The following is a 12,579-nucleotide window of genomic DNA, read 5'->3' on the forward strand; positions in this document are numbered from 1 at the left end:
CGCATGCGTGACCTGCTCGAACCGCTGCGGTATACGAATCACGTAGGGACACGGCGCACTGTGTCCCTACGTGTTCGGGTATCTCTCGGCATCGGGTTTTTGTTGAAGCGCACCATCAAGTATGCCGGGAATACGAGATATCTCCAGTTGAAAAACGCACCATTCGAATCACCTGACACAACCCCACACACACATGCCAACTTACCAGTACCGCTGCACGAACTGCGAGCACGACTTTGCACTGAAAGCCACCGTGGCTGAGTACGACGACGGGCTTGATGCCACATGCCCGAAGTGCGGTTCAGACGAGGTGAAACGCCGCATTGGAGACATTATGATCTCCAGCGGGTCCTCCGGCGATGGCGCGCCGCGCTGCACACCCGGCGGTGGATGCTGCTGACCCGCTCCCCCTCTCCTCAATCCTCACGGTAACTCATATGGATTCGCTTACCGAACGATACGTGGCCATGTACACGCAGGGGCGCACGCGCCTCACCACATGGCTCGATGACGTCGACGATGACGACCTGTCCAGGCGCCTCCACGACGATTCCAACACGCTCGCGTGGATGCTTCAGCACATCGGAGAAGTAGAGCTGCTCTTTGCCAAAAATATCTTTGAGCACGAGATCGATGTAAAAGCTCACACGATTGGTCCGAATGCCGGGAAGCGCGAGCAGTTTGGCTCTGCACAGGATCTGCGCGCGCTGCTCGATCGCAGTGGACGCGAACTCCACGCGGCAATCGCTGCGCAAGATGACGACGCCTGGACCCGTGAGGTGACGGCTGATTTCGGCACGCTGCCTTTGCAAGAGGCACTCGCACGCATCATCACCCACACGTCCTACCACGCCGGGCAGGCGCATCTGACGCTGAAGTACGGGGCGGCGTGATGCCGTAGATGTGGCTTGCACCTGCTGCAACAAGACCGGCGTGTGAATATAAAATCAACATGCATTTTTTGTCATTCCGGATGCGCCCAATCATGTCACAGCAAGCAACAGAATCGTTCAACATGCGCCTGACGCCCGCGCAGAAGGCCAAGATCAAGCGCCTGGCTGAGCGCAAGGGCAGCACGCAGAAGGAGGCCGTGCTGGCTGCCGTTGAGCACGAACTTGCCACAGCAACGGATGAGGAAGCAGGCGCCATCGAGCCGCAGCCAGGTTCGGTGTTAGAGCTTGCGCAGGACCTATGCGGTTCTGTGGAAGGACCCAGGGATCTCTCGACCAATCCGAAATACATGGAGGATTATGGCAAAGACTGACGTGCTCATTGACGCCGGGCCGCTTATAGCCTTCTTTGACCGGCGGGATCAGCACCATGCCTGGACCAAAACGCAGATGGCTCACCTCACTACACCCCTCTACGCGTGTGAGGCCGTGCTCTCGGAGGCGTTTCACCTGCTTGAGCATGTGCCTGGAGGAACCCAGCAGCTCATTCGTTTCCTCGAACGCGGTGCCGTAGCTGTGCCCTTTTCCTACGCAAACCATGCAGAGCACATACACGAGATCATGAACGCCTACGCCGACCAACCCATGTCCTTCGCCGATGCCTGTCTTGTGCAAATGGCGGAGCGTCAGGCAGTCCCCACAATCTTTACGATCGATTCGGACTTTCAGGTGTATCGCAGCGTAGACGGGAGCCGCTCAATGTACTCATTCCTGGCGTGTAGCATGCGGCTGGGGCCGCGCCCGTAAGAGCAGACCCCCTACACATTTTGGGGGGCCATACACGATTATGTAGGGACATGGCGCGCCGTGTCCCTACGTTCTTGAGAAGGCAGCTTCATGCAAGGACCCACACCCCACGGATCTCCCCCCAAAACGCGTTCGTTCGAGCACACGCGTTCGTATCCACCCGAATTCAACCTGCTTTTGCTATGCCCACCTCCTTCACATCGATCAACCCCGCCACGAATACGCCGATTCGCACGTACGACGCGCACACCGACGCCGAAGTGGATGCGCGTCTGCAGCGGGCGCATGAGGCCGTGCTCATCCAGAAGTCGCGTCCGTTCGAGGAGCGTGCGGTGCGGCTGCACGCCCTGGCCGATGCGTTGGAATCGCGATCGGACGAGTGGGGCGCGCTCATGACGCGTGAGATGGGCAAGCCGCTTAGTCAGGCCAAAGGCGAGGCTGAGAAGTGCGCGTGGGTCTGCCGGCACTATGCCGAGCACGGCGCCGACATCCTATCGCACAAGACGGTGGAGACCGATGCGCAGCGCTCGTACGTGCGCTACGAGCCGCTGGGGACGGTGCTGGCGATTATGCCGTGGAATTACCCGTTCTGGCAGGCGTTCCGGTTCGGTGCGCCGGCGCTCATGGCAGGCAACACCATGCTCTTGAAACACGCCCCCAACACGATGGGCTGTGCCGAAGCCATCGAGCAACTCTGCGTAGAGGCTGGATTCGACAGCGGTGAGGTGCAGACGCTTCGCATCGACGAGGACACCGTAAGTTCGTGCATCGCCGATCGGCGTGTGCAGGCGGTTACGCTCACCGGCAGCGTAGGGGCAGGCAAGGCGGTGGCACAGCAAGCCGCCGCACAGGTTAAGCCCACCGTGCTCGAACTGGGCGGCTCCGACCCCTTCATTGTTTTGGCGGATGCGGATCTGGATGCCGCAGTGGAAACAGCGGTGCAGGCGCGCATGCAGAACAACGGGCAGAGCTGCATCGCGGCGAAACGGTTCATCGTGGAAGCCTCTATTGCAGATGCGTTCACCGAGCGCGTCGCGGAGGCCGTTGAGGCACTCACCGTAGGCGACCCGACCGACCCGGCCACCGACATCGGCCCAATGGCGCGCGCCGATCTACGCGACACGGTCCGCCGCCAGGTCGACCGCGCAGTGAATGAAGGAGCCACCATCGCCGCCGAAGCGGCGGTGCCTGCCCATGCCGAGGGCTTTTACATGCCACCCACTGTGCTTACCGATGTAGTGCCGGGTAGCGTGGCCTTCGTCGAAGAGATCTTTGGTCCTGTGGCGTCGATCGTCATAGCAGCAGATGCCGATGATGCCGTCGATCTGGCCAACGACACCCGGTTTGGGCTGGGCGGTGCGGTCTTCACGCAAGACGTAGAGCGCGGCGAGCAGGTCGCGCAGCAACTGGAGGTGGGCTGTGCCTTCGTGAACAGCATGGTGAAGAGCGATCCACGGCTGCCGTTTGGGGGCATCAAAGACAGCGGGTACGGACGCGAACTGGGCGCGCACGGCATCCGCGAATTTGTAAACGTGAAGACCGTTTGGGTCGCATAGTCGAGGTCGAGGCCGTCAGTTGCGGGGCGGCTTGCCCTGACGCAGGCGGCCCAGCTCCGAAAGCATCGGGTGCGTAAAGGCGGCGTGTAGGGTGCTGGCGATCCACATCCACTGGCAGCGCTCATGCAACGTAGGCAGGGAGACCTCGCTGTCGGGTAGGGGGGCTGCATGCTGCTGCAAAAAATGAAGCAGTGTATCCACCTTATCCACAGCCCGTGGCACCGAACGATTGGAAGCAGGTGCCACTGTGTAAAAATCGACCAAGGCGCGGTACTGTCTACGCAACTCGTGCACCGAGCGGGCGCTGGTAAGCTCTTTCCATAGAGCCGGCATCAATGCCGCATCTAACGCCATGACATTTTCCAGCACCTGGTGTACGCCAGGATGCGTGATGGGGTGCAACGCATCGGGAATCAGGCGTCTCCAGCGGCGGGCTTGTTCGGGCGGAGCCTTGGCAATAAGGTGCTCTTCAACAGTCGTCATTATGACAAAGCAGGTCAATGGAAAGAGCTACGGGTTCACGAGGCGATGCATAGCCTCTGTAGGATAAGCAACATAGCCGCTACATCGATCCGGTGCTTGTCCACATGTCCCGAATGTTTTTCCATATGTGTCAACATGTGTGCAACAGGCCATCAAGCGTTGCATGATACCGTACATGGCTTGCTATTCGTCGGGGATCTTCCATAGCTGCATAGCTTGTGCCGACCACTGTTGGCACCGGCGGTGCCAGGTCCTGGGATTCATCGTACAACCTCACATCGGCGTATCGGCTCGAAAACCAGTGATTGCAACGAACAAAAAGAAGAAATGTAGGTATCGCACTTGTGCAGCATCGTCTACTGCAATGCTCCCCCTGTTACGTTCTGGAATCTTGAGGTGACCCGCTTATGCGCGCATTCTTTTCCTTGCTTTGCTTAGTGCTCATGCTTAGCGTGATGCAGCCTGCCCAGGCGCAGTTGCGCGACACGTCGAACGCACCGGCTCCTGCCGCGCTCTACGACGAAAGCTCTACGGCGGGCAACCTGCTCAACACGCTGTTTAGCGACGATCACTTCCGCATGTCGCACGCGTATGAAATGTCAATGTCGAGCTTTGGCGGCAATACGTCATCGCTGGGCATGTACACCAACTCCATGATGTGGCAGTTTAATGAGCAGTGGGCAGCCCGTGTTGACGTGAGCTTGTCGCATTCCCCGTTTGGCGGCAACAGCGCTTTCAACAACGACCAAGACGCACGCGTCTTCCTGCGCAATGCCGAGGTGGCGTATCGCCCCTCCGAAAACATGGAGTTTCGCTTCCAGATGCGTCAGAGCCCACACGGTCCCTACATGAGCCCCTATGGCAACTCGTACGGTCATCGCGCTGGCATGGGTATGATGCCGCGCACGAGCAGCAACAACCTCTTCTGGCGCAACTAACACCGCGCTTTCACTTGGTTCAACGAGACCCGCATGAGTTGGACGTCGACGCGCGCTAAAGATGTGGCGCTGAACGTAGGACTGGCGTTTTTGGGCCTGATGTGCGCGGCGCTTGTGTATGGCCTGGTAGCACAGCCCGGCGGCACCCCCAACACCAACCCCGACCGCGCAGCCTCCTCAAACGAACTGGTGGGCACGGTCATTCAGGTGGAAGTACGAAACGCCGCCGGCGCCGATGGGCTCGCCGCCACCGTCATGACCTATCTACGCGACGAGGGGTTCGATGTCGTTGACGTCGGCAACCACGATGCCTTCGACGTTGAGCATACCCAGGTCATCGATCGCATTGGCGATGCTGAATCGGCCCGGCGCGTAGCCCAGGCCCTCGGTGTCGAAGAAGAGCACATACATCAAGACATCCAGCCCGACCTATACCTCGATGCGTCCGTGCTCATTGGGCACGACTACGCCCGCCTGACGCCGTTTCAGGAGACCGAGTAAGGACACTGCGCTTAGGAGCTGCGCAGCACTGCTTCGTAGCAACGTGCTCCCTGCATCCCCCAAAGAGCTTCGCCTTTTCCATTCCTATTGTTTTTTCGCTTGCATGGCTACCTCCGAAACGTCTGCTTCCACCGAAGCGCCCACCCGGCGCCCCCCGCGTAATCCCGGCTACCTGATCGCAGCACACGCTGTTGATGCAATGGCCGAGAAGCAAGCCACTGATATCGTTGTGCTTGACCTGCGCTCCATTGCGGCCATGGCTGACTTCTTTGTGATCAGCACAGGGGGCTCCGATGTGCAAATCCGGGCCATTGCGAACGAGGTGATTGACCACATCAAGCAGACGTGCGACGAGCGCCCCTGGCAACGCGAAGGCACCGAAGCGCTGGAATGGGTCGTGCTCGATTATGTGGACGTTGTCGTGCATATCCTCAACAAAGAGAAGCGCGCCCACTACAACATTGAGCGCCTCTGGGGGGATGCAGAGCGCGCCGACGTTCCGGAAGAAGGCGACGCCTCAGATGTTGCTCTGCTGCAATCGTTGCTCCAGGGCACCCAAACGGATGCTGCCGAAACGGGCGCCACAGATCCTGCTTAACCGAATCTTGCGAACTCCATTTGAGGGGGCCATCCGCCCGTGGTCGTTGTAGGCTCCCCGTTCGCATCCCTCTGTTTCGACCTGCGAGTTGCATACCCACCAAGCCCTAAACGCTGCATGACTGTTCGCCTCTTTCTCGGACTCGGTGCACTCCTGGCTGGACTCGCGGTGGCGCTGGGTGCGTTTGGAGCGCATGGCCTTGAATCGCGCGTCACGCCCGACCGGGTCGACACGTTTAATACAGGCGTGCAGTATCAGATGTACCACGCCTTGGCGCTACTGGCTGCTGGGGGACTGCTGGCTGCGGGGGCGCCGTCTGGTCCGGTATTTTGGGCAGGAGCCAGCTTCCTTGTGGGCACTTTCTTCTTTTCGGGCAGCCTGTATCTGCTCGTGCTTACAGACACCCCGGTGCTTGGTGCTGTAGCTCCTATCGGGGGTGTGGCATTCATTGTGGGGTGGGGTCTGCTGGCATGGGCTATATTTTCGTGGTCTCCCCCCGATCTCGTAAGTCCATGAAAATCATTGCTTTCTATCTTGACATGGGCCGCTCTCTGCATGGATGGGTGCTGTGCTTACTCGGCATCGGGCTGATGGTCAGCCTGGTCGGGATAGCGCTCGGACCTGCTTCCTATGCCCAATCTGCAAACGGCTCGTCGGGTGATGATGCTGATGCGGGCACGACCTATTTTCATCGGGCTGCTCAGCACTACCTGGCCAACGACATGGCTGAGGCCCGTGCAACCGTTGAAGCGGGGCTGGAGGTGAATCCCGACCACGCGAAACTGCAGGCCCTGCGTGAACAGATCGAGTCTCTGCCGCCTGACCCAAACGAGGCCGAGGGCGGTACCGAAGGCAATAGCTCCAACGAAGGCGACGGTGAATCGGGCGAGGCACCGGGCAACGAAGATCCAGAATCAGAGTCTGATGCGCCGGATGACCCGTCCGCCGACGCGCCAAATGAGGCAGACACACCGCCGGACGACCCACCGTCCGACACCGATTCAGGCGATGCCGATGCAGGCGACGCGGGGGCCGGGAGCGCGGAGCCCTCTACGCCCGCTCCGAATCCGTCGGATTCATCGGACGCCTCTACCTCCAACGAAATGCCGCCGCACGCAGATGGGACGCCGATGGATGCCCAAGATCTGCCCGAATCGTCGGCATCCCCTTCCGAATCCCCCCTGCCCGAATCGTCCCTGACCCGCGAGCAAGCCGAGCAACTGCTCCAGCTGGTGGCGGCCCAAGATCAGCCGCTTATGCACGCGATGCAGACCTTCGAGACCGCACGCACGTCGGGGCGCGACTGGTAGTGGCGTGTAACCCCATCGTGTGCCTGTCGTATAGACTGTAGCGTCTGCTGGCGCATTTCGTTTTGCTCATCATGCTGCACTGCCATGCCTGCACGCTCTGTGCTGCTTGCTGTGTTTTTTGCCGTTGTGGCCACAATGCCGAGTGCAGGGCAGTCGGTACAGGTGGATGCAGAGGTGGATGCCTACACCATTGGATCGGAGGATCGCCTCACGTATTCTCTACGCGTTCAGGGAGCCGCCCTCGAAGACATCAACACGCCCGATCCGCCCGCAACCTCAAATCTGGTGCTGGTAGATGCAACCCCAGCTACCGAGCAATACGGCACCTCACAAAATGGGCAGACGGAGCGTGTAGTCACCTTTTCGTGGCGGTATCGTCCCATGCGGTTTGGCGCAGCCACGCTGGAGCCGGTGTCGGTGCGCATTGGCGGGCAAACGGTGACCACCAGCCCCATTGAGGTGGAGGTGGTGCCGCAATCGGAACGCACGGGGCCGCCCCCCTCGGGGGCCCCGCACGCACGGTCCGACACGGCCGCGCCCCCCGATGCCGAGTCGCTCATCAGCGAGGATGACCTGTTTATCGACGTGACCCCCACCGAAACAACGGCTTTCGTGGGCGAACAGGTGAGTGTGGAATATCGGCTGTACTTTCGGCCTGGCATTCGGCTCCGGCAAAGCCGCCTGGCCGAGGCGTGGGAAGCCCCCGGCTTTTGGCGCGAAGAACTGGAAGTGGAAGAGCCGCCTCGTCCCGACGACCCCGAGGCCGCGTATCGGTACATCGTGATTAAACGGGTCGCCACTTTTCCAACTCGCACGGGCTCGCTTCAGATCAATCCACTGCGCGTACAGACCGAAGCCACCCCGGGGCTTGGAATGGCGTCATCAGACCAGATTATGCCGATGCAACGCACCTTTGAAGACGTCCTGCTGTCGTCGGGGCCTGTGTCGGTGACGGCGGAGCCCGTGCCCGACGACACAGCCCCCCCGTCGTTTGACGGAGCAGTGGGCACGTTCAGGTGGCACCGCAGCAACATCCCCGATCAGGTTGAGGTGGGCGAGGCGCTTATGATGTCGATAACAGTGGGGGGCACGGGCAACCTGTATGCGATTGAGCCGCCTGCGCTCGACCTTTCCGATCATGTGGATGTGTTTGCACCCCGCGTAGACACTGACTTCGACCGCACCGCCTCGCGCCTGCATGGCACACGCACGTTCACGTACACGATTGTGCCGCGCGCGGCCGAAGACATTACGATTCCCGCGCTCACGTGGAGTCATTTCGATCCCGACACGGAATCGTTTGTGACGCATGAGACAGAGGACGCATCGGTCCGCGTGGTGCCCCGCACCGATGATACCGGTCCCCCCGAGGCCAGTCGCGAAACGGTATCCTCTGCCGACGAGGCCGAGCCATCGTCGGACTGGGGCGCCTGGGGCGGATTGGCGCTCCTTCTTGGCGGTGGACTCGGCCTGGGCATCGTGGGGGTGTGGGCATACCAGCAGTGGGGGGCCGCGTTGGTAGCCGGCGTGCGCCGTTCGTCTGATGCTGACACGACATCGACAGATGGTACTTCCGATCGGGCCGCAGCGTCCAGTCCCCAAACTGCCGACAATGACCGCGCGGCCACGCCTGCAATGCGCAAGGCCCAGATGCATCTTGACACTGCCCACCATGCCCTCCGCACGGGCGCATCCGCCGATTTCTACCGGGCGCTGGAGCGAGCCGTCGTGGGTGTTGTGGCAACACGCCTGAACCGCTCGCCAAACGGATTGGCGCGCCGCGAGCTATTTCAGGTGCTCGAGGCACGGGGAATTGACCGCCCGGTGCGCGAAACGACCCAAGAACTGCTGCGTGCCTGCGACCAGGCCCGGTTTAGTCCGTCTACACCCTCGCACGACTCGCAACTGGCTGCTCTCGATGCTGCACACACATTAATCTTGCATCTGGATGCAGCACTTCCCTCGCCTTCTAAAGAAGCCAGCATTTAAAAAGCTGGTTGGCAAACCGTTGGTAGTGAATCGTGTGACAGGACGGTTCCGCATCATGGTTTGGTGGGATGCATTTGTCGGGTGCACTTTTCGTCGGAATGTGACGATTGAGCATGGCATCTGCCTTGGCCACATCCTACCCTATAAGGCGGACGGTGTTGGAAGCGCCGCATTGCACTCACCCATTTGATTGAAGGAGGACTGCGTTTCATGGAACCTCATATCGTAGATCGTACGCGCAATGCTGGATGGATCGAAGTCGTGTGCGGGTCCATGTTCAGTGGCAAAACCGAAGAACTGATTCGTCGGCTGCGACGTGCGCGCATCGCTCGGCAAGAAACCATTGCGTTCAAGCCGGCCCTCGACACGCGCTACAGCGATGACGAAGTGGTCTCGCACGACGAAACGGCGCTGCCCACGGTGCCGGTGGAGTCTGCCGCTTCGATGATCCGCCAGGCTGATGGGGCCGATGTCGTTGGCATTGACGAAGCTCAGTTCTTCGGCAACGACCTGGTCGAGGCCTGCCAGACGCTGGCAGCACGCGGGATGCGCGTGGTGGTAGCCGGGCTCGACCAGGACTACAAAGGCCAGCCTTTTGAGCCCATTCCGCAGCTTATGGCGATTGCCGAGCACGTCACCAAGCTGCACGCCATCTGTGTGCAGTGCGGCGCGCCCGCGAACCACTCACAGCGCATTGTGCCGGGCAACGACCGCGTGCTCTTAGGAGCCACCGAAGCCTACGAGCCGCGCTGCCGCGACTGCTTTCAGCCGGGCGATGTGCCCGAATCTACCGCCCCCAGTTCTGCTGCCCCGGTCACGTCGTCGGCCTCGCCCGAGGGTGGGGAGTAGCGCTCAGCGCCCCTTCACCCGCCACAGCAGCCACAGCCCCAACAGCACGGCAGGAAGGCTCAAGAGCTGCCCCATGTCGATGGGAAGGACCTCCACCAGGTCGGATACCGGCGCTTTGAAGAACTCCAATCCGAAGCGGGCGGTGAATACGAGGACGAGAAAAAGCCCCGATAGGAGGCCATGCTGCGCCTCCCCCTGTTGAGCCCGTTTGAGTACATACAGCCGGTAGACGAGAAAGAGCGTAACAAAGATCAGCCCGTAGGCCAGCGCCTCATACAACTGTACGGGGTGACGGGGCACCGCATCCACCTGCTCAAAGACAAATGCCCACGGCACATCGGCAGGCAGCCCGTAGAGCTCCGAGTTGAACACGTTGCCGATGCGAATGAACATGCCTGCGAGGATAGTGGGCACCACTACCCGGTCGGTGATCCACAGGAACGGCTGATCGCGACGCGAGCGTGCGTACAGGTACAGCGCGATGATAATGCCGATGCCCCCACCATGGCTGGCGAGTCCGCCCTGGTGGACGTAGAAGATTTCGATGGGGTTGAGCACGTAGTACGTCAGGTTGTAGAACACGATGTGCCCGAGCCGCGCCCCAATGACCGCGCCGCCAATCACGTAGAAAAAAAGAGGCTCCAGATCGCGCAGCGGCTTATCCTCCCACACAAACATACGCTGCACGATGAGGTAGCCCAGGAAAAAACCTGTGGTAAAGAGCAGGCCATACCAGTGCACCTGAACAGGTCCCAGATCGAACAGCACGGGATCCACGTTCCATTCGATGTGAAGAAGGGGTGGCATAGTGCAGTATGTCAGTTCAACAATAGCGGCGGTGTCCCGAACGGAAACACGAGACCTACGCGTTCCTGAACATAGTTCATATTCTGCTGGATCGGCTTCGGGTTAAGCGGAATCCAGATCGTACCGCCGCATCAACATGGCATTGATGGCAACGATGACGGTGGAGGCACTCATCAGAACGGCTCCCACCGCTGGAGACAGGAGGATCCCAAGCGGAAAGGCGACCCCCGCGGCCAGAGGCAATGCGATGGCGTTGTAGCCCGTAGCCCAGAACAGATTCTGGATCATCTTGCGATAGGTAAGCCCCGAGAGCCGCAGCACGCGCGTCACATCTTGCGGATCGTCCTCAACGAGCACAAGATCCGCCGACTCGATCGCCACGTTCGTTCCCGCGCCAATTGCAATGCCCAGATTTGCCTGTGCAAGCGCCGGAGCGTCGTTGATGCCATCGCCCACAAAGGCCACCTGCTGCCCGTTTTCCTGCAACCCTTGTACGATATCGGATTTGTCGCCAGGCAGCACGCGGGCGTGGTACTGCTCGATACCCAGCTCAGCGGCCACCGTCTGGGCCACCGCCTTCGCATCGCCTGTAATCATGACGGATTCGACGCCCATCTCGCGGAGCGCATCCACCGCAGCTTTTGCACTCGGACGCACCTGGTCGGCCAGCGCGATGAGTGCCAGGACCTCGTGTTCGTCCATGAGCGCGACGACGCTTTCGCCCCGCTCGTTCGCAGCGTCGTAGGACGACTGAAGCGCATCCGGAAAATCTATGTCGAATGCCTTGCGCCACTCCAGTTGGCCGATCCGGTAGGTCCGGTCCTGAACCCGTCCGGTTACCCCCTTGCCCGCGGTGACCTCGAAGTTGTCGACAGCAGGCACGTCCACATTGTGCTCGCGTGCCGCCGTGACAATCGCTTCGGCGAGGTGATGCTCGGACCGGTTCTCCAGCGCCGCAGCCAGTTTGAGCGCCTCGTCTTCGCCGAGTCCGTTCGCGTGCACAGACTGCACCACGTGCTCGCCCTTCGTGAGCGTGCCGGTTTTGTCGAAGCACACCACGTCGATGGCGCGCGCCCGCTCGAAGGCCTCGCGGTTCCGCACGAGAATGCCGTTCTTGGCAGACATCGAGGTGGCGTTGACGACCACAAGTGGAATCGCGAGTCCCAACGCATGTGGGCACGCCATGACGAGCACCGTCACGGTGCGCACAATCGCAAAGTTGAGCTCGTACCCGATGGCCCACCACGTGGCAAAGGTGGCCATGCCTGCGCCTACAGCAACGAGAGTGAGCCAGAAAGCCGCGCGGTCGGCCAGGTTCTGGAACCGGCTGCGCGACGCTTGCGCTTCCTCTACCAGCCGCTGCACCTGACTGAGCGTGGTATCGCCGCCGGTGCGCTTGACCTCGACCGTAAGCGCGCCTTCGCCGTTCACGCCGCCTGCCACGACCTCGTCGACCTTTTCCTTCGGCACCGGTTTCGACTCGCCTGTCAGGAACGCCTCGTTCACGCTCGACGCACCATTGACCACGTCGCCGTCGGCAGGAACCTGATCGCCGGGGCGGACGAGGATGCGGTCGCCTTCGCTGAGTTCATGAACAGGCACCTCCTCGGTCTCGCCATTGCCTGTCAGGCGGCGGGCGGTGTTGGGCACCAGTTCGGCCAGATGCTCCAGCGCCTTACCGGCGCCCTGCACCGAGGCCATCTCGACCCAGTGCCCCAGCAGCATGATGACGATGAGCGTGGCCAGCTCCCAGTACAGCGCCATGCCAGGGAATCCGGCTGTAACGGCCAGGCTGTACCCGTACGCCACGGTAATGGCCAGCGAGATGAGCGTCATCATGCCCGGCTGACG

General features: G+C 60.9%; 15 protein-coding genes. 12 read left to right on the top strand and 3 right to left on the bottom strand.

Annotated elements, in window-relative coordinates:
* Window positions 1-193 precede the first annotated feature (193 nt).
* The 5 genes from R6U20_RS13535 (at window position 194) to R6U20_RS13555 (ending at window position 3,253) form a co-directional block, all read left to right on the top strand.
* Window positions 194-400 carry an FmdB family zinc ribbon protein gene (locus tag R6U20_RS13535; protein ID WP_410338367.1) on the top strand — a complete coding sequence of 69 codons (207 nt, stop codon included), beginning with the start codon at window positions 194-196 and terminating at the stop codon, window positions 398-400.
* A 37-nt stretch (window positions 401-437) separates the two neighbouring features.
* Window positions 438-893, top strand: a complete 456-nt coding sequence (locus R6U20_RS13540) for a DinB family protein (RefSeq protein WP_410338368.1) — start codon at window positions 438-440, stop codon at window positions 891-893.
* A gap of 8 nt (window positions 894-901) precedes the next feature.
* Window positions 902-1,264 (top strand): hypothetical protein, encoded by a 363-nt coding sequence (locus R6U20_RS13545; protein ID WP_410338369.1) that lies wholly within the window; start codon window positions 902-904, stop codon window positions 1,262-1,264.
* Window positions 1,251-1,697, top strand: a complete 447-nt coding sequence (locus tag R6U20_RS13550; protein ID WP_410338370.1) for a type II toxin-antitoxin system VapC family toxin — start codon at window positions 1,251-1,253, stop codon at window positions 1,695-1,697. Before R6U20_RS13545 ends, R6U20_RS13550 begins: the two co-directional genes overlap by 14 nt.
* Window positions 1,698-1,879: 182 nt before the next feature.
* A complete protein-coding gene (locus R6U20_RS13555; protein ID WP_410338371.1) occupies window positions 1,880-3,253 on the top strand; it encodes an NAD-dependent succinate-semialdehyde dehydrogenase in 1,374 nt (457 codons plus the stop codon).
* Window positions 3,254-3,268: 15 nt separating this feature from the next.
* Here the strand turns inward: R6U20_RS13555 and R6U20_RS13560 are convergent, their stop codons facing one another.
* The gene (locus R6U20_RS13560) at window positions 3,269-3,736 is read right to left on the bottom strand and encodes a hypothetical protein (protein ID WP_410338372.1); all 468 of its coding nucleotides are present in this window, start codon (window positions 3,734-3,736) and stop codon (window positions 3,269-3,271) included.
* Between the two features lie 407 nt (window positions 3,737-4,143).
* On the opposite strand from R6U20_RS13560, the gene R6U20_RS13565 reads away from it, so the two are divergent.
* The 7 genes from R6U20_RS13565 to R6U20_RS13595 all read left to right on the top strand — a co-directional run bounded on the left by R6U20_RS13565 (window position 4,144) and on the right by R6U20_RS13595 (window position 9,921).
* Window positions 4,144-4,674 carry a hypothetical protein gene (locus tag R6U20_RS13565; RefSeq protein WP_410338373.1) on the top strand — a complete coding sequence of 177 codons (531 nt, stop codon included), beginning with the start codon at window positions 4,144-4,146 and terminating at the stop codon, window positions 4,672-4,674.
* Between the two features lie 33 nt (window positions 4,675-4,707).
* Complete coding sequence (locus R6U20_RS13570) at window positions 4,708-5,175, top strand: LytR C-terminal domain-containing protein (RefSeq protein WP_410338374.1); 468 nt, start codon at window positions 4,708-4,710, stop codon at window positions 5,173-5,175.
* Window positions 5,176-5,278: 103 nt separating this feature from the next.
* On the top strand, window positions 5,279-5,773 hold the full coding sequence (gene rsfS / locus R6U20_RS13575; RefSeq protein ID WP_410338375.1) for a ribosome silencing factor: 495 nt from the start codon (window positions 5,279-5,281) through the stop codon (window positions 5,771-5,773).
* A gap of 117 nt (window positions 5,774-5,890) precedes the next feature.
* Window positions 5,891-6,289 (top strand): DUF423 domain-containing protein, encoded by a 399-nt coding sequence (locus R6U20_RS13580; RefSeq protein WP_410338376.1) that lies wholly within the window; start codon window positions 5,891-5,893, stop codon window positions 6,287-6,289.
* Window positions 6,286-7,083 carry a hypothetical protein gene (locus tag R6U20_RS13585; RefSeq protein ID WP_410338377.1) on the top strand — a complete coding sequence of 266 codons (798 nt, stop codon included), beginning with the start codon at window positions 6,286-6,288 and terminating at the stop codon, window positions 7,081-7,083. The genes R6U20_RS13580 and R6U20_RS13585 overlap by 4 nt, the downstream gene beginning before the upstream one ends.
* Window positions 7,084-7,167: 84 nt before the next feature.
* Window positions 7,168-9,072, top strand: a complete 1,905-nt coding sequence (locus R6U20_RS13590; protein ID WP_410338378.1) for a BatD family protein — start codon at window positions 7,168-7,170, stop codon at window positions 9,070-9,072.
* A gap of 210 nt (window positions 9,073-9,282) precedes the next feature.
* The gene (locus tag R6U20_RS13595; RefSeq protein ID WP_410338379.1) at window positions 9,283-9,921 is read left to right on the top strand and encodes a thymidine kinase; all 639 of its coding nucleotides are present in this window, start codon (window positions 9,283-9,285) and stop codon (window positions 9,919-9,921) included.
* 3 nt (window positions 9,922-9,924) lie between these two features.
* Here the strand turns inward: R6U20_RS13595 and lgt are convergent, their stop codons facing one another.
* Entirely contained in the window at window positions 9,925-10,728 is an 804-nt protein-coding gene (lgt, locus tag R6U20_RS13600; RefSeq protein WP_410338380.1) for a prolipoprotein diacylglyceryl transferase, read from the bottom strand.
* 102 nt (window positions 10,729-10,830) lie between these two features.
* Window positions 10,831-12,579, bottom strand: a 1,749-nt coding sequence (locus R6U20_RS13605) for a heavy metal translocating P-type ATPase (RefSeq protein WP_410338381.1), incomplete at its 5' end; no start/stop codon positions are given.

This window comes from Longimonas sp. (genome assembly GCF_046498435.1).
In the GTDB taxonomy this organism is placed as follows: domain Bacteria; phylum Bacteroidota; class Rhodothermia; order Rhodothermales; family Salinibacteraceae; genus Longimonas.